The organism is Curtobacterium sp. MCBD17_003, assembly GCF_003234885.2.
Lineage (GTDB): Bacteria > Actinomycetota > Actinomycetes > Actinomycetales > Microbacteriaceae > Curtobacterium.
On the sequence record NZ_CP126275.1, the window covers coordinates 3,345,174 to 3,365,743 of the forward strand.

Consider the following 20,570-nt stretch of genomic DNA (forward strand, 5'->3'; position numbering starts at 1 on the left):
CATGCTCAGGTCGGTCAGGCGCGGGCTGCGGAGAGGGCGGCCACCGCGGAGGCGACCCAGTCCGTCTCCACGGCGATGCTCCTCGACGCGGCGTCCCCGGTGGAGTCATCCGCCGAGTCGGCCTGCCACGGGAGCCAGAACTCGATGACACGGTTGATGCCCCGGGCGTCGGGCTCGATCGCCGCCCGGATGCCGTCGTAGTCGAGCCGACCGGTGCCCAACGGGACGCCGGTGTACTGGAACCCGACCCAGCCCGGCGAACGGGTGAAGTCGAAGTCCTTCACGTGCCAGTTCGCCGTGTACGGAGCGCACCGGGCGACGACGTCGGCCGGGTGCTCGAGGTTCGCGACGGTGTTCGCGGGATCGAGGCAGATCCGCAGGTTCGGCGACCCGATCGCGGACACGACCGCGACGAGCTCGACCGAGCTGACACGTTCGTAGGTCTCGAGGGCGAGGGTGACCCCGGCCTCCTCGTACGCCGGCAGCGCGGCTCGCAGGCGCCGGTCGGTCTCGACGGCGTCCGGCTCGTCGTCGCCGGCACTCCACATCGACCGGACGAGCACCGCGTCGAGCCGCTGTGCGACGTGCAGGTACCGGGCGAGGTGCTCCGGGTCGGTCCCGCGCGTGCCGACCTCGAGCGTCAGCCCGAGCTCGTCCGCGAGCGAGCGGATCCCGGCGAGCCGCTCGTCCGACGCCGTGTCGAGCGGTGCGTGGTCGCAGATCTGGAACAGGTCGACACCGTCGTGCGTGGCGGCGTCGCGGAGTGCGTCGTCGAGGGACATCGGCGACGGCACCCGATCCGACATGCGCCAGAAGTACGCGTAGGTGGACAGGCCGAGCAGGGAGGTCATGGGGTCCGCTCCGAGACGCTGGTGGTGAGGACTTCGTCGAGGATGGTCGCGATCGCGGCGGGGTCGTGGGCGAAGCGGCCGAGGAAGAGCCCGCCGATGCGACCCTGCCCGCGGCTGAGCAGCCCCGGTCCGGCGCTGCCGCCGTAGATCGCACGCGAGCCGGCGAGCTCGGGACGCGACGCGAGGTACGCCTCGATCCCGGCGAGCACGGCGACGATGTGCTCGTCGGGGGCGGGCGCCGTGGCGCCGATCGCCCACACCGGCTCGTAGGCCACGATGACGGGTCCGGCCAGGTGGTCCGCGGTGGCGGTGGCGAGGAACCGGCCGAGCTGACCGGTCACCTCCGCGATCGCATCCTGCCTGGAGGCCCGCTCCACCTCGCCGACGCAGATCAGGGGGGTGAGGTGGTTGCGGAACGCGGCGTGCACCTTGCCGGCGATCTCGTCGTCCGTCTCGTGGAACAGACAGCGGCGCTCGGCGTGCGCGATCTCGACGAGGTCGCAGCCGATCTCGGCGAGCTCGGTGCCGGACACCTCACCGGTGAACGCGCCCTGGTCGGCCCAGGCCAGGTCCTGCGCCCCGAGGTGGACGCGGGTGCCCTCGAGCAGGCCCTTGACGGGGACGAGCGAGGGGAACGTCGGGATGACGAACAGGTCGACGGCCCCGGCGGTGACGGCGGGGTGGTCCCTGGCGATGTCCGCGACGGCGGACGCCCACGCCAGCGTCCGGGCGTGACCGAAGTACATCTTCAGCGACACACCGATCGTCAGCGCGGGTGCTGCCGCGGCGGTCAGCATCAGGCGTCCACCGACTCCGTGTCGATGCCCTCCGGCGCGCTGCCGTCGTACTGGCAGATCGCGGCGACCTTCTCGGCGGAGGCCGAGGAGGTGTCGAAGCTGTAGCCGAGCCACTCCCCCGCGAGTCGGCGGGCGAGCTCGACGCCGATGACGCGCTGGCCCATGCAGAGCACCTGGGCGTCGTTGGACAGGACCGAGCGTTCGACGCTGAAGGAGTCGTGAGCGGTGACGGCGCGGATGCCGGGGACCTTGTTCGCCGAGATCGCGACGCCGAGGCCGGTGCCGCAGATGAGGATGGCCCGGTCGGCCTCGCCGTTCGCGACCATGCGGGCCGCGTCGACCGCGATGTGCGGGTAGGCGGTGTGCCCCTCGGCATCGACACCGACGTCCACGACGGACGCCACCCGGTCGTCGGCCTCCAGGTCCTTCTTGATGATCTCCTTGTAGTCGAACCCGGCGTCGTCGGAGCCGACGACGAGGCGGAACTGCTGCTCAGCCATGGTGACCTTCCTTCTGCTTCGTGGGGAGCACCGCGAGGACCGCGGCGGTGATCAGGGCGAACGAGATCGCGCCGGCGTCGGGGGTGCCGACGGCGTGCTCGGCGTGGGTGCGGGCGCGACCCATCTTCGGGAGCAGCGCGGCGGTGCCGTCGGCGGCCTCCTGCGCGGCGGCGGACGCGGCGGTCCACGCGGTCACCAGGTCGTCGCCGGCGTCGACCCGTCCGGTGAGCACCGTGTCGAACGGCACGAGCGCGTCGACCATGGTCTTGTCGCCGACGACGGCGCCGAAGGCGAGGACCGCCTCGTTCGCCGCGTGCACCGCCGCAGCGACGTCGGCGGCCGACGGACGCGACTCGTCCCCGAGCACGCGACCCAGCGCCTCCAGGGCGGCACCCCAGATCGCACCGGAGGTCCCGCCGGCCTCGTCGGACCAGGCGTCCCCGGCGATCCGGAGGACGGATCCGGCGCCGGCACCGCGCGCGGCGGCGTCCTGCGCGGCCACGTGCGCGGCGTGTGAACCGCGCCGCATGCCGATGCCGTGGTCGCCGTCGCCGGCGACCGAGTCGATCTCGCCGAGCCGGACGGCGTGCTCGTCGATCGTCGCGCGGATCGCGGTGATCCCGTCCGTGACGACCGCGGCCGACATCTGTGACTCCTCGCTGCCGGGCGTGACCTGGACCTGCTCGCCGGCCTCGAGGAGTTCGTCGGACACGCGCTCCTGCGGCACCGCTCCGCCCTTCCGGTACGCGGGGCTGTCGGCCGGCGCCGCCCACAGCTGCTCGAGCTCCTCGTCCACCCAGAACAGCGTCAGCGACACCCCGGCCATGTCGAACGACGTGACCAGCTCGCCGACCTCGGGCTCCACGACGATCGCGCCGACGTCCGTCAGCAGGCGCTGCACGGTGCCGTAGACGACGAACAGCTCCTCGTACTTCACCGAGCCGAGTCCGTTGAGGATGGGGACGACGCGGGCGCCGTCGACGGAGACACCGTCCGGGAGCTCCTGGAGCAGGCGGCCGACGAGCAGGTCGGCGAGCTCGGCGGCGGTGGGGACGTCGGCCTCGTCGATGCCCCGCTCACCGTGGATGCCCATCCCGATCGCCATCCGCCCCTCGGGGACCGTGAACAGCGGCTCGTCGGCGCCGGGCAGCGAGCAGCCGCTGAACGCGACGCCGAAACTCCGCGTCCGGTCGTTCGCCCGCTCCGCGATCGCTGCCACGTGGTCCAGCGAGTCGCCCCGCTCGGCGGCGGCACCGGCGACCTTGAACACGCACAGGTCCCCCGCGATGCCGCGACGCTTGTGCTGCTCGTCGGCCGACGCGGAGGCGATGTCGTCCGTCACGCGGACCGTGCGGACGTCGATGCCAGCCTCGGTCAGGGCGCGCGCCGCGGCATCGAAGTTGAGCGCGTCACCGGCGTAGTTGCCGTAGGACAGCAGCACCCCGCCACGGTGGTGCGCCGCCGTGGCGACCGCGGTGACCTGCTGTGCCGACGGCGACGCGAACAGGTTGCCCATCGCCGCGCCGGCCGCGAGGCCGTGCCCGACGAGTCCGCCGAACGCCGGGTAGTGCCCCGAGCCGCCACCGATCACCAGGGCCACCGTGCCCTCAGGGCTGGTGGTCGCACGAGTGACCCCGCCGCGGACCTTCCGGACCCACCGCCGGTTCGCCGCGACGAACCCGTCGACCATCTCGTCCGCGAAGTCCGCCGGGTCGTTGAACAGGCGGGTCATGGTGTCGCTCCTTCGATCGGGTGGTGCGGCTGGCCGGTCACGGTCGCGCGACCGGCGTGGACGTTGGAGGGGCCGTGCACCGGCACGCGGCGGGCAGGTCGCGGCGGTGAGGCCGAGGTCGACTCCGCTGTAGCGTCGTTGCATCGGGTTCGAGGAGAGGGGGCGTCGTGGCGCTGACGAGCCGTGACATCGCGCGGGCCGCGGGCGTGTCGCAGGCGACCGTGTCGCGGGTGCTCAACGGCAGCCCGAGCGTCTCGGACCAGACCCGTGAGCGCGTCCTCGGTGCCATGCGCGACGTCGGCTACGTGCCCAACGCGCAGGCCAAGGCGATGCGCACGGCCCGGGCGGGCGCGATCGGGATCGTCACCAGTGAGATCCAGAACCCGTACCTGCCGTACCTGCTCGACGAGTTGACGCGGGTCGCGCGCGAGATGAACGTCAACGTCGTGGTGTGGAACGACGACGATCCGGCGATGCCGCTCGCGACCGCCGGCGTCGGCGCCGGCACCGTCGACGGCGTGCTCTTCACCGCCGCGAAGCAGCAGACGCTCGGCATCGACCGCCTGGTGGAACGCGGCGTTCCGGTGCTGCTCTGCAACCGGGCCGACCTCGAGTCGACCGCCGACATCGTCATGACGGATCACTTCGGGACGGGCGTCCGTGCCGCGGAGTTCCTGCTCGAACGCGGTCGGTCGCACATCGCCGCGATCTTCGGCCCGTCGGACACGTTCGCGAGCCCGGCGCGTGAGGCCGGGTTCCGACAGGCGTTGCGGGCCGCCGGGGTGGAGATCCGGGCCGAGCAGACCACGAGGGGCACGACCACGTACGACACGGGGAACCGCGCGGCGCGCGAGTTGCTCGCGCACGGCGTTCCGGACGCGGTCTTCTGCTCCTCGGACATCATCGCGTACGGCGCGATGGACGCCCTCCGCACGGCCGAGGTCGCCGTCCCCGAGCGGACGTGGGTGCTCGGCATCGACGGGCTCCCGATGTCGGCGTGGGGTGCGTTCGACCTCACGACGTTCGAACAGGACATCACGAGCATCGCGCGCGCGTCCGTGCAACGACTCCTGGACCGCATCGCCGGGGACACGTCGGAGCCGGTGCACACGCTGGTGCCCGCTCGGCTCGTCGAGCGCGGGTCGACCGGGGCCCGCTGACCGGGAGGCACGGTGTCCGCCCGGTCCGCCGGGTGTCGGCGGCGTGGGCGCGACGAGCGTGGGGTGCGCGCCGAGGTGTGGAGCACCCCGGTCGTGGGTCTGGGCCATGCGCTCTCCTCGGACTCGTCGGTCGTCGCGTCGGATCAGTGCGCCGTTGCGGCGACCGTCTCGGCTCCCCCGACGGTTGCCGCGCCGTCGACGGGCCCGTTCGGCAGGATGAGGACCTTGTTGGCGTCGCCGGTGAGGAGGTCGATCGCGGGGCCGAGGTCGCCGAGCGGGAACCGGTGGGTGATGAGCCACGAGATGTCCACGCCGCCACGGGTGAGGACCTCGACGAGGTCCTCCCAGGTGTCCCAGAGTCGGCGCCCGAACGTGCCGCGCAGGGTGATCCCGTTCTTGTTGATGTACTTGGCGATGTCGACCGGCACCGGGTTGCCGGGGTGTCCGATCGTGACGATCGTGCCCTCGCGGCGGACCGACTCGAAGATGGTCGGGTACGCCGCGGCGGCCGCGCTGACCTCGAAGGCGACGTCGACGCCGCTGCGGTGGGCATAGTGCTCCTCGACGTACTCGACGACGCCGGGGCCGGGCTCGAACACGGTCGCGCCGAGCTTCTCGGCCCAGCCGCGTCGGTACGGGTTGGGTTCGACGGCGATCACCTCGGTGGCGCCGAGGTGCAGCGCGAACTGCACGATGAGCAGCCCGACCGGGCCGCAGCCGGACACCAACACCGAGTGCCCGGCGACATCGAGGTCCGCCCGCTGCAGCGCATGCCAAGCGACGCCGGCGGGCTCGAGGAGCGCACCGACCTCGAGCGGCATGCCCTCCGGCAGCGGGAAGCAGATGTTCTCCGGCACCGCGACGCGCTCGGCGAACGCGCCGTCGGCGTGCATCGCGATGATCTTCATGTTCAGGCAGTTGTGCCCGTTGCCGGTGCGGCACATGAAGCACTGCTCGCACGGGATGTGCGTCTCGAGCGCCACCCGGTCCCCCACCGCGAGTCGACTGACGTCGGAGCCCACCTCGATCACCGTGCCGGAGACCTCGTGCCCCAGGACGACCGGCAGGTCGAGGTTGAACGCCACCGCCGACGGTGTCCACTCGTACATCTCGCGGTCGGTGCCGCAGATCGACACCGCGCCGACGTGGAGCAGGACGTCACGGGGGCCGACCGTGGGCTCGGGGTGGTCCTCGACGAACTCGACGCCCGGCGCCGCGGTGGTCTTGACGATTGCCTTCATGGTGCTTGCTTCTTCCTTCGGTGGCTCAGGACTGGTTCGCGACGCGCGGGTCCACCACGGCGGTCGGCACGGCGGAGGTGACCTCGTCGACGTAGGCCCGCTCCTTCCGGCTCCACGTCTCACGGGTGAGGAGCACCGTGACGACGCCGACGACGCCGGCAGCGACGTAGAGGAGCGAGACGCCGCCCCAACCGATCGCTGCCGCGAGGGCGGTGGCGATGAACGGGATGAAGCCGGAGATCGCGGCGGCGAGCTGGTAGCCGATCGAGGCGCCCGAGGAGCGCGTGTCCGTGCTGAACAGCTCGCTGAACCAGGCGCCCTGGGTGCCGGCGAGCATGTCGTGGATGAGCGGCAGGCCGATGACGTAGACGAACACGATCAGGACCGGCACCTGCGAGTTGAGCATCAGGAACATCGGGAACCCGAACGCGATCGAGAGGATCGACCCGACCAGGTAGATCGGCTTCCGCCCGAACTTGTCGGTGAGGTCGCCCCAGAACAGGGAGGAGCCGACGCCGATCGCGGTCGCGATGCAGAGCCCGACGAGGCCGACCTCACGGAGGTCCGCGTCGAGACCGGAGATGTAGCTGAGGATGTAGGTGACGACGACGTAGAAGCCCGCGGACTCGACCAGGCGCAGGCCGATGACGCGGAGCAGGTTCCGCCAGTCGTCCTTGAGCACCTTGAGCAGCGGGTTCTTCGCGGTCTCGCCGCGGTCCTTGACGTCTTCGAACTCCGGGGACTCCGAGACCCTCGCCCGGATGATGAGGCCCGCGATGACGAGGACGGCGCTGGCGAGGAACGGCACCCGCCACGCCCACTCACCGCCGAGGTGCACGGAGAACAGGAAGACGATGTTCGCCAGGAACACCCCGGCCGGGTTCCCCGCGGTCGGGATCGCGGAGTAGCGGCCACGGTGTCGCCACGGCGCGTGCTCGTAGGCCATGAGGATCGCGCCGCCCCACTCGGCGCCGAACGCGACGCCCTGGATGACGCGCACCGCGACCAGGAGGATCGGGGCCAGGACGCCGACGGTCTGGTACGTCGGCAGCAGTCCGATCGCGAACGTCGCGAGTCCCATCACCAGCAACGCCGCGACGAGCACCGGCTTGCGGCCGATCTTGTCCCCGAGGTAGCCACCGATGATGCCGCCGAGCGGGCGCATCGCGAACCCGACGCCGAGCGTGGCGAACGAGAGCAGCGTCCCGACCAGCGGATCGGCGCCGGGGAAGAACGCGGTGCCGAAGTACAGCGCCGACGCGGTGCCGTACGCGAGGAAGTCGTAGTTCTCGACGCAGGTGCCGACCGCTGCGCCGATCGCCGCGGACTTCTTGTCCCGCGTTCCGTGGACGGCGCGCTGGCGCTGGACTTCAGTGAGGGCCATCGTCTTCTCCTTCGAAGAATGGGTACGTATTCACGGGGATGCTCCGAGCGACTGTATACGTAACCAAGTGACGCCCGCAAGCCGCGACATCGCTCGGCGCAGAAGCACCACGACGTGTGCTCCTTGCGCCAGCGCTCCCCTGCGGAGCAGGATGCCGGAGGTACCGCTGTGCCGTGATGATCGTCGAAGCCCAGGCCGACTTGTCTGCCGACCGATCACCGGCACCGCGTCGGAGGCATCGTCCATGACGACTGCGCGCTCGCTCCTGTCCTCGGTCCTCGGACCGTTCCGGTCGACCGGTGCCCGGTACGGCCGTGTCCTCGACCACCCCGGGGCGCTGGCGTTCTTCCTCCCCGCGGCCGTTGCGCGTCTCGGCGTCGCGATGACCGGGCTCGGGCTGCTGTTCTCGATCCAGCACGCGTCGGGATCGTTCGCGGTCGCAGGCGCTTCCACGGCCGGTTTCTCGATCGCGGAGGCCGTGGCGGGTCCGCAGGTCGCTCGCCTCGTGGACCGGTGGGGGCAGGCGGTGACGGTCCCGGTCATCGTCGCCGCTCACGCTGCCGCGGTCGCTGCGGCCATCACCACCGCGGGGAGCGCACCGGTCCCGGTCACGCTCGCGGCCGTGATGGTCGCCGGTGCCGTGACGCCCCAGCCCGGAGCCCTGTCGGCGGCGCGGTGGTCGCACCTCCTGACGGATGGGCCGGCGCTCCGCGTCGCCTTCTCCCTCGAGGCGAACGTCAACGACGTCGTGTTCCTGTCCGGTCCGATCCTCGTGACCCTCGCCAGTACTTCCCTCGTCCCGTGGGCGGGTTCGGCCGCGGCCGCGACACTCGTCGCCCTCGGCTGCGGCACGCTGTCGCTGCAACCGCGCACCGCACCAGCGCCGCGTCGAGGTCGGAGACGCGGCCGGAACAGGACCCGGACCTCACTCCTCGCTCCGGACTTCCTCGCCGCACTCGGCGTCAACCTCGGGCTCGGGTGCTTCTTCGGCGCTGTTCCGCTCCTCGTCACCGCCGCGGCGAGCGCTCGCGGGATGCTGTCCCTCACCGGTCTCGTCCTCGCCGTCCCCAGCGCCGCGAGCATCATCGCGGGCCTCGTGTACGGGTCGATGCGGGCGACCCCGCGTCCCCAGGCGGCGCAGCTGGTCGCGACGCTCGTGCTCACGGTCGCCGTGCTCGTCGGCGTCGCCTGGCCCACGCTGCTCGGGCTGGCGATCATGCTGACCATCGGCGGAACAGCGATCGCCCCGCTGCTCGCGTCGTCCTCCCAGATCGTGCAGGCGACGGTCGCCGGATCAGCACTGACGCAGGGGTTCACATGGATCAACTCCGCCTCCGCGATCGGCATCGCGATGAGCGCATCGCTCACCGGAGCGCTGATCACGCACAGCGGAGTTCGAGCCGCGACCATGCCGCTCGTGGTCCTCGTGCTGGCCGCGGTGGCGTCCGCCGCGCTGTCGTTCCGGTACGCCCGGACCCGGAGCGCGTCGGATGCGTCGGCATGATCGATCCGCCACCAGGCGGCGCCAGCTGGGCCATCGGCGCGCCGTCTGCCGTCCTCGCTGGTACGAGGAGCGATGCCGCGCCGGCGAAGACGGGTGCGTTCATCGCGGTGTGCGCCTGATGGACACACGGCTCTGCTGCCACCGGGCCTCCCGACCGGTGTCGGACCGCGCGTCGCCGATCCCCACCATTGGCGCGGGAATGGAGGGCCGTCCAGCGCGGGTGGACCCGGGATCACGGGTGATCTTCGTCACGTCAGGCCTGCTCATCACCGCTTGTGCCGCCGTCGATCTCGGCCGTCGGCCTCCGCACGGCACGGATCGTCCCTTGGCGACCCGGTCATCAACCGATGCGCCGACCAATCGGGTTGACTATGGGCGTGCCGACGACCGCTGAGATTCTCGACTTCGACGAGCCGCCCGTGCCGGCGGGAGCCAGCCCGTGGGTGGTCCCGCCGAAGGCCACCGTCATCAGTGTCGTCGACCCGGACCCTGAATGGCCGCAGCTCGCATCGACGGTGAGCAACCTGATCATCGATGCTCTCGACGTTCGCGCGCTCCGTGTCGAGCACGTCGGGTCCACGTCTGTTCCTGGGCTCGCGGCGAAACCGGTACTCGACCTGGACCTGACGGTCGCAGATCCCTCCGACGAACGTGTCTGGCTGCCGCGGTTGGAAGCAGCGGGCTTCGTCCTCACGGTGCGCGAGCCCTGGTGGCACGAGCATCGCCTCCTCCAGGGAGCCCCTGCAAGCAACCGGGCGGCAGCGCCGGTTCCCGGGATCCCCGTGAACCTGCACGTCTTCGGGCCGGACAGTCCGGAGCTGGTCAAGCACGTGGTGTTCCGGAACTGGCTCCGACACGACACCGCGGATCGCGAACGCTACGCGACCGTCAAGCGTCAGGCCGCACAGCAGCCAGCGCAACGCATGTCGGACTACAACGCCCGCAAGGCCGCAGTCATCCGAGAGATCTACGAGCGCGCCCTCGCGGCCGCCGGCTTCATCGAAGGCGACTAGAGAGACCTGGCCACGCTGGCAAGCGCTCTCACGGCGGTGCGCGGAAGCGGATGACGCGTCGTGATCACGCAGGACGCGCTCACCACTCGGACAGGCCACACCGGCGGAGCACCTCGTCCACGACGACATCGAGCGGCTGACTGGCATCGACGTGCACGCCATCGCGCGGCACGGTGCCGGTCGCATGGAGTGCGTGAACGAGGGCCCGCTCTTCCAGCCGGCCCGTCCCGGCCCATTCGTCATCGCCCCGCGCCTCCAGGCGTCGCTCGAGCGTTGCCCGATCGATCATCAGGACGAAGACGTCGTCGAAGACGTCGATGAACGATTCGACGTTGCGCGATCCTCCGCAGAAGAAGGTGACCGGATCTGACTGGTCCGCCGCGATCGAGCGGACCCTGTCTACCTGCCAGATGTGGTGGTGGTGAACGGCTGTCCCGGTCACACCATCGACAGGCGCCCCTGTCTTCGGGTCCCCCTGGTAGGCGAGTTCTCGATCGCCGTCGATCGCTGGGAAACCACGGCGACGCAGTTCGTGGCACACCGACGTCTTCCCTGTTCCGGAGACGCCTTCGACGAGGTAGTTCCGCTTCCCCATGAGGGCACGGTAGCCCTCGGCGATGGATCTCTGAAGCCCATCGGCTACTGGACACACCGGAGGGTGGCCGGATGCTCGTACAGGTGTCCGGAGCGCGTTGAGCCCCAGGGTGGAACGTGTCGGAAGGGCGTCGACGCCAGGCGTACGATTTCTTGAAGTCGAGACGATTTGTCTCGACAAGCCTGGTGATCACCACCTAGCTCACCCTCGTCACTGTCGACAGGAGACCTCCATGTCCGATTCCACCGCACCCGACAGCCACACGAACGTGGTTCCGCAGTCCACGCAGGCTTCCACCTGGACTGAGCAGATCACTCCGGGTCGTTTCTCCGGCCAGACCGTCATCGTCACCGGGGCCGCGTCCGGCATCGGTCGTGCCACGGCGTCACGCGTTGCACGCGAAGGCGGGCGGGTCGTGGCCGTCGACATCACCGCCGACCGCCTCTCAGATCTGCTTGCGGAACTGCCCGACGCCGACATCGTGCCGGTGGGTGGCGACATCACCTCGCAGGCAGACGTCGACGCGATCGTCGCAGCCGCCGGTGGCCAGATCGACGCTCTCGCCAACGTCGCCGGCATCGCCGACGACTTCTCCCCCATCGACGAGACGAGCGACGCCGTCTGGGAGCGCGTGATGGGCGTCAACGTCACCGGCACTTTCAAGCTCACCCGAGCCGTGCTGCCCGTCATGCTCGAAGCCGGCAGGGGCTCCGTCGTCAACATCATCAGCGGCGCCGCGCTCCTCGGTAGCGGTTCAGGAGCGGCCTACACCGCGTCCAAGCACGCGGTCCTGGGCCTGACCCGCTCCGCAGCGTTCATGTATGCGCAGCGAGGACTGCGTGTCAACGCTGTCGCTCCGGGCGCGGTCGCCACGAACATCGGCTCCTCCTCGAAGCTCTCGGAGAAGGGCCAGGAGCGGTTGGCGCCGTTCTTCGCACTGCTACCGAGCATCGCGGCGCCCGCCGAGCTCGCTGCCTCGATCACGTTCTTGCTCAGCAAGGACGGTGTGAACATCAACGGTGCCGTCCTCTCCAGCGACGGCGGCGTCTCCGTTCAGTAGTCCGCACCACGGCTGGCCGCGCCGGCCGGAGTCGTGATGCCGCGAGGATGGCTGTATGGCCAAGAGCACAGGACGACTCCGCAATGAAGAGACACGCTTGGCGATCCTCGACGCGACACGCTCGGAGCTGGCCAGCCGTGGATGGGACACGCTGTCGTTCGAGCGAATCGCCGCGGTAGCTGGCGTCGGCAAACAAACCCTGTATCGATGGTGGCCGACGAAAGCGGCGCTGGTTTCGGAGATGGTCACCGCGGGCGGCATCCTCCCGGTAGGTCCCGTTGCCGTCTCCGATGACGTCCACGCCGACGTCACTGCGTGGATGCTGGCCGTCGCGCGTGTTTACGACGACCCCGATGCAGCCGCCGTACTCCAGGCCATCATCGCGGCTGTTGCCGAAGATGCTGACCTCTCCGCGAACTACGACGAACGGATCACGACTGCCGCCCGCACGCGGCTCGCGGAACGACTGCGACTGGCGGTGGAGGCCGGTGCGCTCCCCCCGGACCTCAGGATCGACACGGTCACGCAGGTCTTCCTGGCGATGGTCCTATGGTGCCTCGTCACCCGCCGCCCGCTCGATGGAACCCTCGTCGAAGATCTCGTCGCGGCAACGTTGCCGGTGCCTCCCGACGGGTACGCACTCACTTAGCCTGAGCAATCTCTGGGAGCCGCCGGTTCAGAAGGCCAATCCCCCCACGCTGTGAGGAGAGCTCCGCCTTCGAGAGTCTTGTATGAAGGTCTTGGATCAGGCTACTGCGGCTCGTACTGCGCGCCACGGCTGAGCATCGTGTATCGGAGTCGGGGGCACAGTTGGTCCATGGCGAGCAACGAGAGCCGTATCGACGTCGAAGGTGAAGTGGCCTTCATCGAGTTGGCGCTGCGAGCACGGGGCCTACAGGTCGATGCAGACGCCATCGAGCGAGTCCGCCGGGTGCTGCAAGGAGCGCTCTCTCGAGACCAGGCGAGGCGAGAAATCGTCGCCAAGTACGACCGGCCTGCGTCCCGATAGCCGACGAACTACCGAACGTCTGCCCGCGTTGCCCTGCGACGGGGTTTCTCGTCTGGCTACTTCACCCACGATCGTTGACCGCGCACCGCTCGAGCAGCGGGTCTGCTGATATCGCGCTCAGCAAGGCGGTTCGGGATCCTGAACGTTCAGCTCTGGTGCGGAGCCTTTCTCGGCGAACGCACGATCTGCTTCCGCTGCAAGGTAGGCGGTGATGTCGATGGGCTGAGTCGGGGGGAGATGGATGTCTTCGGGGCGGACGGGGTGCTGCATCAGCTGTCACTTTCGTTCTACGAGCAGAGGACGAAGGGCCCCGGTGTGCTCACCGGGGCCCTTCGGAGTGTCAGCCGACGAGGACTCGTGGCTGGTCCTGCGCGGCGGGTGTCGCGGCGTCGTGCTTGTCGAGGGCGTGGCCTTCGACGTCGACGTCGGGGAGGACCTTGTCCAGCCACTTCGGGATCCACCAAGCGGAGCGACCCAGGAGGGACAACGCAGCCGGCATCAGGACCATGCGGACGATGAACGCGTCCGCGGCGACGCCGACGAGGAGCCCGAACGCGATCGAGGCGCCGATCGCGAACTCCCCGGTGGCGAACCCGCCGAAGACGACGATCATGATGCTCGCCGCAGCGACGAGGACGGGACCGGATCGGGAGAAGCCCTCGCGGATCGCCTGCTTGGGGTCACGGCCCTTGCGGTACATCTCCTGGATACGTGAGACGAGGAACACCTGGTAGTCCATCGCGAGTCCGAAGAGCACTCCGACGAGCAGCAGCGGCAGGATGCTCAGCATCGGGTCGCCCTGCGGTGCTGGCAGGAAGTCCAGCCACCCCCACTGGAACACTGCGACGCTCGCCCCGAACGACGCGCCGACGGAGAGCAGGTATCCGAGGGTCGCGATCACGGGGATGAGCAGCGACCGGAACAGGACGATGAGCAGGATGATCGAGATGACGACGATGACGACGACGTACTTCACCAGCGCACGTGCGAGCTGGTCGTCGGAGTCGATGCCGATCGCGGTTTCACCGGTGACTTCGAGGTGCGTTCCGCTGATGGTGTCAGCGTCGTCGCGGATCTGGTGCACCAGGTCCTTGGTGGAGTCGTCGATCGGTCCCTCGGTCGGAATGACGGTGACACGTGCGTAGTCCCCGTCGGAACTGACCTGAGCGGGAACGACCTGCTGCACGCCGTCGAGACCGGTGAGTTCGTTCTCGATCGCGGCGGTCTTCGAGGTGATGTTGTCACCCTCAGCCAGGACGATCAGGGGGCTCTGGATGCCGCCGAACTTGTCGACGATGAGGTTGTAGGCGGTGCGTTCGGTGGACTCCGGGTCGGACCCGCCAGGGACGTTGGAGGCGGTCTTCATGCTGAGCATGGGGAGCGCGACGACGACCAGGACGAGGACGCCGCCCAGGAGAGACACGATCGGGCGCTTCACGACGAAGCTGCCCCACGAGCGGAGGACGCCGCGCTTCTGCGGGCCGTCGTCGGTGAAGAGTTCCCCGCGTTGCAGCGCTGCGCGCTGCTTTTTCGACAGCGCCTTGACGCCCATGAACCGCATCAGTGCCGGCAGCAGGGTGAGCGAGAGCAGGACGGCGACGGTGACCGCGAACGCTGCGGCGACACCCATCTCGGTGATGTAGCTGAGGTTTGCGACCATGAGCGCGACGAGCGCGACGACGACGGTCATGCCAGCGAAGACCACAGCGGTGCCGGCCGTACCGGTTGCGCGAGCGATCGCGTCGTCGACCCTCCGACCGGAACGGAGCTCGGTCTTGAAGCGGGACAGGATGAACAGGCTGTAGTCGATACCGACTGCCAGGCCGAGCATGGTTGCGAGGATGATCGCGTTGTCACCGATCGGGGTGACTGCGCCGTAGGCGAGGACACCGATGAGGCCGACACCGACGCCGAAGACAGCGACGAGGAGATTGATGCCCGCAGCGAGCAGCGATCCGAACGTGATCGCGAGGATGACGAACGCGATGATGACGCCGGCGCCTTCACTCGGGCTGGTGGCCGGGGCGCCGAGGGGCACGAGGTTCCCGCCGAGCTCGACACCGAGCCCAGGAGGGGCGTTCTCCTGCAGCTCGAGAGCTGCGTCGTAGTACTTCGTCTCCTGCTTCTTCGTCAGGTCGCCGTAGGTGATCATGGCGACGGCCACCGTGCGGTCCTTGGAGATGTAGGGCTGTTCTGCGTTCAGTGGGTCGCTGACGGACTTGACGCCGTCGACCGTCCGAGCCTTCGCGAGGAACGACTCGAGCTGCTTCGCAGTCGTCGCGTCCGTGACGTTGCCGGACTTCGGTTGGAACACCAGCTGCAGGGACGCGGTGTCCGAGGCAGTCTTGGAAGGGAATTCCTTGTTCATCCGCTCCAACGCCTGGGAGGCCTTGGTGTCGGGGATGCTCGTGGTCGCGGCACCCTTGTCGATGCCGCTACCGACGATGAAGATGCCGATCAGCACGGCCATGATCAGGAGCCACGCTCCGATCACCAGCCATCGGAACCGGGCGCTGAAGCGCCCGAGGTGGGACAGGAACGTGGACATGCGGTTTCCTTCGTCGTCGTGGTTGCGATGTGCGAACAACGTCAACGATCCCGATCCGAGCGCTTCGACACGGCCTCCTTTCGCACCGTTCGGGCTACTCCATTTGCAGTAGATCCCGCCCTTTCCTTGCACAACCAGTAGGCGCGACATCGGCGGGCCGACGCTCATTGAGCGGCGGCCATCTGGGTGGAGTGATCGGGTCAGGAGTTGGTGACGGCGAGCTCGGGCACGAGGACTTCGTCGATCGAGGTCTGCCGCCATTCCCGGAGCAGGCGGTGGAACCGGACGGGCCCGGGGCTGTACCCGCCGCCCCCACGCTTCCGGGTGCCCTCGCCGTTGTAGTAACCGGGCGTGCACTCCGCCAGGAACGCCGCGTTGTCCACCTCCACCTCGTGGATCGTCGCCAACCACCGGTCTTCGGCTTCGACGGTGGGCTCGACCTGCCGTGCGCCCTCGTCGCGAGCGTGCTCCAGGATCGCGGCGATGTGCGTGGCCTGCTCCTGCAGGATGTGCACGAAGTTCACAGAGTTCGCGTTCTGCAGCGCTCCGAGGTGGAAGAGGTTCGGGAAGCCGTGCGACACGAATCCGTGCAGTGTCCGGGGGCCTCGTGCCCACGCTTCGAGCAGTTGCGTTCCGTCCCGGCCGTGCACCGGCAGTGTTCCGGAGATGACGCCCGAGACGCCGGTCTCGAACCCGGTGGCGAAAACGACGGCGTCGACCTCGTACTCCGTGTCGCCGACCACCACACCGGTCTCGGTCATGGCGGTGATTCCTCCGGTGTCGGCGGTGTCGACCAGGCTCACGTTCGGCCGGTTGAAGGCCTGCAGGTACTTGTCACTGAACGTCGGCCGCTTGCACATGTACCGGTACCAGGGCTTGAGGATCTCTGCGGTCGCCGGATCCGTGACGACGGCATCGACGCGTGCACGGATCTGGTCCATCTTGCGGGCGTCCGCGATCTCGATCAGCCGGTCGCGTTCCTCCGGGTCGAGCGTGTCCTCCGTCTGCCCGGTCAGCATCGTGCGTTGCAGCGCTGCGGTGGAGGTCCAGCCGTCCTGAATCAGGTCCACCTCGGTCTCTTCGCCGGAGACGACCGCGAGGAACTTCTCCATGCGTTCCTGCTGCCATCCGGTCGGGAGGCCCGTGGTCCAGTCCGCGGGCAGATCGCGATTGTCGCGGACGTCCACACTCGACGGGGTCCGCTGGAAAACGGTGAGGTGCGCAGCGTCCTCGGCGACGAGGGGGATCACCTGGATGCCCGTCGCACCGGTCCCGACCACCGCGACGCGCTTGTCGGCAAGGCCGGTCATCCCCCCGGCCTGGTCACCACCGGTGTAGCCGTAGTCCCACCGACTCGTGTGGAACGTGTGTCCCCTGAAGTTCTCCATCCCGGGGATCGCGGGGAGCTTGGGCTGAGATAGCGACCCGGAGGAGACGATGACGTACCGTGCGCGCATCGTGTCGCCGCGGTCGGTCCGGACTGCCCAGTCCGCGGTGTCGTCGTCCCAGCGGAGGTCGGTGACCCGGGTGTGGAAGAGCACGTCGTCGTACAGGTCAAAGTGCTTCGCCATCGCCATCGCGTGCCGGCGGATCTCCTCGCCGGGCGCGTACCGGCGAGTGGGGACGGTTCCGACTTCCTCGAGCAGCGGCATGTACACGGAGGCTTCAATGTCGCAGTGGATGCCCGGGTACCGGTTCCAGTACCAGGTACCGCCGAAGTCGCCGCCCTCCTCGGTCATGCGGATGTCCGTGAAGCCCGCCTGGCGCAGCCGCGCCCCGGTCAGGAGTCCGCCGAACCCGCCGCCCACGATGAGCACCTCGACGCGGTCGGTCTTCGCCGGACGATCCGAACGGCGCGTGTACGGGTCCGTCGCCCAGTACCCGTACGCGCCGCGCATGCCCTGGTACTGCCGGAGCCCGTCAGGACGGATGCGTCGGTCGCGTTCGACCCGGTACCGGGCGCGCAACGCCTCCAGGTCCGCTTCGCGCATGCTGCTGTCCGTGGCGATGTCCGTCATCGTGCTCCTTGAGATGGGCGGGGCGGCAACAGCTGTTGCCGCCCCAGCGAGTCAATCGCCGTACCCTTTTTAACTCAATCGCTTGATTTACACTCCCGGGAGATTTCCACCTACTGGGAAGGGGGTCCCCCGAAGGGTGGACCCCGCTCAGGATGGCGACTGCCCGGCAGCGCGCGGAGACGTCACCGCCTCGGCCAGCCACAAGGACGACACGACGTCGATCAGAGAGTCCGCCACGGCGGACCAGTTCGCCCAGATGCGGGCACCGCCTCGCTCCAGCGCGCGTTCGTGTTCCGCGATCACCTGCGTCAGGAGGATTCGGCCCATCGTCATCCGCTCAACACGCACCGGCGCTGGGAGGTCCGGGAGGCAGCGCTGGATACCCTGCGCGATGCGCATGAGCCCCGGTGCTTCTCGAGCTTCGTCCATCGCGATGTCAGCCCAGGCGGGATCCGTCGCGACCTGCGCGCTGAACCGGCCGTACCAGGTCGGTGATCCCAGGGACTCGAGATGGGTGGTCGTCGGACGCACGAAACAGGCGATCCAGTCGCGGATGTCGTTCCGCCCCTCGACTCGCTGCAGTTCGGCAAGTCGGAGCGCGTTGATGGCGTGCTGGTGCCGGGCGAGGATCGCGCGGATGAGATCTGCTTTGCCTCCGAAGTGGTACCCGACCGCCGCGGTGTTCCCCTGCCCGGCGGCCTCTCCGATCTGCCGTCCTGACACGTGTGCGATGCCGTACTCACCGAAGAGCTGCTCGGCCGCCGTGAGGATCGCGTCCCGGGTTGCAGCCACACGTGACGCTCGGGTCCTCTGCTGGGCATCAGTCATGGCGGCTCCTCCCGTTCCCAGGAGCCTAACGACCGTCCATGTTCCCGAAGGGCTTCCCGAACGGTCATTGCGTCCGCGTGATGCGCGCGGCCGGGTCAGGCGAGAAGGCCGGCCTGGTAGGCGTACGCGACCAGTTGGGCCCGGTCACGGGCGCCGACCTTCGCCATCGCACGGCTCGCGTGGGTCTTCACCGTGAACGGTGAGACGAACAGCTCTGAGGCGATGGTGTCGTTGTCGTGCCCCGCCGCGATGCTGAGGACCACGTCGCGCTCGCGGGCGGTCAAAGCGAGGAACCGGTCGGCGAGGTCAGCGTCGATGACGCGGCCCGGGCTGTCGGTGACGTGCCCGATGAGCGCGGCAGAGGCTGCTGCGGACAGGGCACCTCCCCCGGCGATGACTTCCTGCAGACTGACGATGAGCTCGGCTGGTCCGACGCCCTTGCCGAGGAACCCGTTCGCGCCGGCCCGGAGCGCGGCGAGGACGGTGTCGTCGTGCTCGAAGGTGGTCAGCACGACGATGCGGGTCTGCTCGGACGGGATCCGCTCCCGGATCCGTCGCGTCGTTTCGACGCCGTCGATCCCGGGCATGCGGACGTCCATGAGGATGAGATCGACGTCGTGATCGTTGAGGAAGGTGAGGGCGGCGAACCCGTCCGCTGCTTCACCGACGACGGTGAAGTCCGGGTGCGCGTCGATGATGGTGCGCAGTCCGAGCCGGATCATCTCTTGGTCATCGACCAACAGCACGTGTGTCACGAGCTGGCTCCTTCGTTCCATGGGATTCGTGCTGTGACGGTGAAGACATCCTCGTCGGTGCCAAGCTGAAGGGTTCCGCCGGCGGACTCAACGCGTTCGCGCATACCGATGAGTCCATATCCGCTGCCGTGTGCGGTCGGCGGCGTGGACGCGACCGGGTTCGTGACGCTGATCACCACATCAGCCTCGTCCGTCAGCACCGTCAGCGCGGCCTCACCGGTCCCGTACCGGTGGGCGTTCGTCAACGCTTCTTGCGCCACGCGGAACACCGTCACCCCGACGGCCTCGTGCACCCGGCGAGCTTGGTCGGTGATTTGCGCGTCGATCGATAGGCCAGCGTCCTGGAACGAGGCGGCGAGCTCGTCGATCGTCGACAGGCCGGGTGTCGGTCGGCGCGCGTCGTCGTGGTCGGCGTCGTCGCTGCGGAGCATCGCCAGCGTGCGTTGCGTGTCGCTGAGGATCGACTGCACGGCGGTGCGCGCCGCGACCAGCGATCGCTGGGTCGCGGCGTCGTCGCGGCCGGCGGTGACTTCGACCGCGCCGATGTGCATGCTCACGACGGCGACCTGGTGGCCGACGATGTCGTGCAGGTCGCGGGCGATGCGGACCCGCTCTTCGGCCACTCGCCGTTCGGCTTCAGCCTCCCGTGTCGCGATCGCGTCGCGGGTGCGCTGCTCGAGGGACTCCCAGTACTGTCGCTGCAGCCGAAGTGCCGCGCCCACGGCACCACCGGCGACGACGGCGACGATGACCGCGACGGCGTCGAGACCGACCGCGCGGCCCGCGGAGAGGAAGCTGGCGAGTCCGAAGATGACGGCCATCGCCAGCGCTGTGATCCCGATGCTGCGCGTCGGCGGCAAGCCGCGCAAGGTGAGTGCGAACAGGACGAACACCACGACGGTGCACTCGCCGATCGGCTCCCGCCCTCCGACGATCACCACGACGACGCCCGCCATCGTCAACGTGAGTCCGACCTGCGGTAGACGGGCGGCGACGAGCGCGCCGGCGAGGGTCACGAGTGCGCCGATGCCGGCGAGCAGACCGTCGCCGTTGGTGACGATGACGACCAGTTCCACGATCATCGCGGTCACGCTCACCCAGAGCGGGAGGCGCTCGAGCACGGGTTGCGTGCGCAGCCACAGCGGGCGCGGCGTCGCGGGCCCGCCGGGCGTCGGAACGGTCATCCCCTGAGTCTGGGGTAGGCCGGTGCCGGTCTTGTACTCCATCTGCATCAGGTTCCTCGGTTCTGGGGAACGACGCCGACGGGTGTCGCTGCGGTGATGCTGGTCCCCATAGCCGCACCGATGGAAGGACACCTCACGACCACGCTTCTTCCCGCTCGCCCCGCCCGGACGGCGATGTTCATCTCGACGCCGGCGGAGCTCGACGACGAATCTGACCAGCGGAACCACACCTCTCGTGCTGGGACGATTGCACGGGTCCCGTTGCTGCCGGTGTGGGCAGCGGTCGCCGCCACGAGCGCCGTGTTGCGGTTTGCCGGCTTCATGGTGCTGGCCGCTTCGATGCTCCTCCAAAGTGCAGCGTGGGGCATGATCTCCCGGTGACGGATCCACC

Annotated in this window: 18 protein-coding genes; 6 read left to right on the forward strand and 12 right to left on the reverse strand. The window is 69.1% G+C overall.

Annotated features, from left to right (window positions below; genetic code table 11):
- Nucleotides 1-14: 14 nt before the first annotated feature.
- Genes DEI88_RS15890 through DEI88_RS15905 form a run of 4 tightly spaced genes read right to left on the reverse strand, consistent with a single transcriptional unit; the run spans nucleotide 15 to nucleotide 3,880 of the window.
- Nucleotides 15-851, reverse strand: coding sequence for a sugar phosphate isomerase/epimerase family protein (locus DEI88_RS15890; RefSeq protein WP_111071964.1), 837 nt, complete (start codon nucleotides 849-851; stop codon nucleotides 15-17).
- Nucleotides 848-1,648 (reverse strand): triose-phosphate isomerase family protein, encoded by an 801-nt coding sequence (locus tag DEI88_RS15895; RefSeq protein ID WP_111071965.1) that lies wholly within the window; start codon nucleotides 1,646-1,648, stop codon nucleotides 848-850. The genes DEI88_RS15890 and DEI88_RS15895 overlap by 4 nt, the downstream gene beginning before the upstream one ends.
- Nucleotides 1,648-2,148, reverse strand: a complete 501-nt coding sequence (locus DEI88_RS15900) for a ribose-5-phosphate isomerase (protein WP_111010740.1) — start codon at nucleotides 2,146-2,148, stop codon at nucleotides 1,648-1,650. The genes DEI88_RS15895 and DEI88_RS15900 overlap by 1 nt, the downstream gene beginning before the upstream one ends.
- Complete coding sequence (locus tag DEI88_RS15905; RefSeq protein ID WP_111071966.1) at nucleotides 2,141-3,880, reverse strand: dihydroxyacetone kinase family protein; 1,740 nt, start codon at nucleotides 3,878-3,880, stop codon at nucleotides 2,141-2,143. The genes DEI88_RS15900 and DEI88_RS15905 overlap by 8 nt, the downstream gene beginning before the upstream one ends.
- Nucleotides 3,881-4,047: 167 nt before the next feature.
- Between DEI88_RS15905 and DEI88_RS15910 the strand changes: the two genes are divergently transcribed.
- Complete coding sequence (locus DEI88_RS15910) at nucleotides 4,048-5,040, forward strand: LacI family DNA-binding transcriptional regulator (RefSeq protein WP_111010742.1); 993 nt, start codon at nucleotides 4,048-4,050, stop codon at nucleotides 5,038-5,040.
- A 143-nt stretch (nucleotides 5,041-5,183) separates the two neighbouring features.
- On the opposite strand, the gene DEI88_RS15915 is transcribed toward DEI88_RS15910, so the two are convergent.
- Nucleotides 5,184-6,281 (reverse strand): zinc-dependent alcohol dehydrogenase, encoded by a 1,098-nt coding sequence (locus DEI88_RS15915; RefSeq protein ID WP_111010743.1) that lies wholly within the window; start codon nucleotides 6,279-6,281, stop codon nucleotides 5,184-5,186.
- A gap of 25 nt (nucleotides 6,282-6,306) precedes the next feature.
- Nucleotides 6,307-7,665, reverse strand: coding sequence for an MFS transporter (locus DEI88_RS15920; RefSeq protein ID WP_111010744.1), 1,359 nt, complete (start codon nucleotides 7,663-7,665; stop codon nucleotides 6,307-6,309).
- 244 nt (nucleotides 7,666-7,909) lie between these two features.
- Between DEI88_RS15920 and DEI88_RS15925 the strand changes: the two genes are divergently transcribed.
- Together DEI88_RS15925 and DEI88_RS15930 are read left to right on the forward strand one after the other, a co-directional pair.
- Complete coding sequence (locus DEI88_RS15925) at nucleotides 7,910-9,169, forward strand: MFS transporter (protein ID WP_111035788.1); 1,260 nt, start codon at nucleotides 7,910-7,912, stop codon at nucleotides 9,167-9,169.
- A gap of 371 nt (nucleotides 9,170-9,540) precedes the next feature.
- Nucleotides 9,541-10,182 (forward strand): GrpB family protein, encoded by a 642-nt coding sequence (locus DEI88_RS15930; RefSeq protein WP_111027258.1) that lies wholly within the window; start codon nucleotides 9,541-9,543, stop codon nucleotides 10,180-10,182.
- 79 nt (nucleotides 10,183-10,261) lie between these two features.
- Here DEI88_RS15930 and DEI88_RS15935 read toward each other — a convergent pair whose 3' ends face one another.
- Nucleotides 10,262-10,777: an AAA family ATPase gene (locus DEI88_RS15935; protein ID WP_111027259.1), complete on the reverse strand. Its 516-nt coding sequence runs from the start codon at nucleotides 10,775-10,777 to the stop codon at nucleotides 10,262-10,264.
- A gap of 109 nt (nucleotides 10,778-10,886) precedes the next feature.
- Between DEI88_RS15935 and DEI88_RS15940 the strand changes: the two genes are divergently transcribed.
- The 3 genes from DEI88_RS15940 to DEI88_RS15950 all read left to right on the forward strand — a co-directional run bounded on the left by DEI88_RS15940 (nucleotide 10,887) and on the right by DEI88_RS15950 (nucleotide 12,846).
- Nucleotides 10,887-11,837 (forward strand): SDR family NAD(P)-dependent oxidoreductase, encoded by a 951-nt coding sequence (locus tag DEI88_RS15940; RefSeq protein WP_258371934.1) that lies wholly within the window; start codon nucleotides 10,887-10,889, stop codon nucleotides 11,835-11,837.
- A 55-nt stretch (nucleotides 11,838-11,892) separates the two neighbouring features.
- Nucleotides 11,893-12,486, forward strand: a complete 594-nt coding sequence (locus DEI88_RS15945; protein WP_111010748.1) for a TetR/AcrR family transcriptional regulator — start codon at nucleotides 11,893-11,895, stop codon at nucleotides 12,484-12,486.
- A gap of 168 nt (nucleotides 12,487-12,654) precedes the next feature.
- A complete protein-coding gene (locus DEI88_RS15950) occupies nucleotides 12,655-12,846 on the forward strand; it encodes a hypothetical protein (RefSeq protein ID WP_146242819.1) in 192 nt (63 codons plus the stop codon).
- Nucleotides 12,847-13,186: 340 nt separating this feature from the next.
- Here the strand turns inward: DEI88_RS15950 and DEI88_RS15955 are convergent, their stop codons facing one another.
- The 5 genes from DEI88_RS15955 to DEI88_RS15975 form a co-directional block, all read right to left on the reverse strand.
- Nucleotides 13,187-15,394, reverse strand: coding sequence for an MMPL family transporter (locus DEI88_RS15955; protein WP_111071967.1), 2,208 nt, complete (start codon nucleotides 15,392-15,394; stop codon nucleotides 13,187-13,189).
- Between the two features lie 200 nt (nucleotides 15,395-15,594).
- Entirely contained in the window at nucleotides 15,595-17,412 is a 1,818-nt protein-coding gene (locus DEI88_RS15960) for a flavin-containing monooxygenase (protein WP_111071968.1), read from the reverse strand.
- 147 nt (nucleotides 17,413-17,559) lie between these two features.
- Nucleotides 17,560-18,204: a TetR/AcrR family transcriptional regulator gene (locus tag DEI88_RS15965; RefSeq protein ID WP_284183579.1), complete on the reverse strand. Its 645-nt coding sequence runs from the start codon at nucleotides 18,202-18,204 to the stop codon at nucleotides 17,560-17,562.
- A gap of 131 nt (nucleotides 18,205-18,335) precedes the next feature.
- Complete coding sequence (locus DEI88_RS15970; protein WP_111035784.1) at nucleotides 18,336-18,995, reverse strand: response regulator transcription factor; 660 nt, start codon at nucleotides 18,993-18,995, stop codon at nucleotides 18,336-18,338.
- A complete protein-coding gene (locus DEI88_RS15975) occupies nucleotides 18,992-20,569 on the reverse strand; it encodes a sensor histidine kinase (RefSeq protein WP_146242818.1) in 1,578 nt (525 codons plus the stop codon). Before DEI88_RS15975 ends, DEI88_RS15970 begins: the two co-directional genes overlap by 4 nt.
- Between the last annotated feature and the right edge of the window lies 1 nt (nucleotide 20,570).

Coding starts and splice junctions, on each gene's coding strand:
- DEI88_RS15890 (WP_111071964.1), bottom strand. CDS start 851: ATGACCTCCCTGCTCGGCCTGTCCACCTACGCGTACTTCTGGCGCATG.
- DEI88_RS15895 (WP_111071965.1), bottom strand. CDS start 1,648: ATGCTGACCGCCGCGGCAGCACCCGCGCTGACGATCGGTGTGTCGCTG.
- DEI88_RS15900 (WP_111010740.1), bottom strand. CDS start 2,148: ATGGCTGAGCAGCAGTTCCGCCTCGTCGTCGGCTCCGACGACGCCGGG.
- DEI88_RS15905 (WP_111071966.1), bottom strand. CDS start 3,880: ATGACCCGCCTGTTCAACGACCCGGCGGACTTCGCGGACGAGATGGTC.
- DEI88_RS15915 (WP_111010743.1), bottom strand. CDS start 6,281: ATGAAGGCAATCGTCAAGACCACCGCGGCGCCGGGCGTCGAGTTCGTC.
- DEI88_RS15920 (WP_111010744.1), bottom strand. CDS start 7,665: ATGGCCCTCACTGAAGTCCAGCGCCAGCGCGCCGTCCACGGAACGCGG.
- DEI88_RS15925 (WP_111035788.1), top strand. CDS start 7,910: ATGACGACTGCGCGCTCGCTCCTGTCCTCGGTCCTCGGACCGTTCCGG.
- DEI88_RS15930 (WP_111027258.1), top strand. CDS start 9,541: ATGGGCGTGCCGACGACCGCTGAGATTCTCGACTTCGACGAGCCGCCC.
- DEI88_RS15935 (WP_111027259.1), bottom strand. CDS start 10,777: ATGGGGAAGCGGAACTACCTCGTCGAAGGCGTCTCCGGAACAGGGAAG.
- DEI88_RS15945 (WP_111010748.1), top strand. CDS start 11,893: ATGGCCAAGAGCACAGGACGACTCCGCAATGAAGAGACACGCTTGGCG.
- DEI88_RS15950 (WP_146242819.1), top strand. CDS start 12,655: ATGGCGAGCAACGAGAGCCGTATCGACGTCGAAGGTGAAGTGGCCTTC.
- DEI88_RS15955 (WP_111071967.1), bottom strand. CDS start 15,394: ATGTCCACGTTCCTGTCCCACCTCGGGCGCTTCAGCGCCCGGTTCCGA.
- DEI88_RS15960 (WP_111071968.1), bottom strand. CDS start 17,412: ATGACGGACATCGCCACGGACAGCAGCATGCGCGAAGCGGACCTGGAG.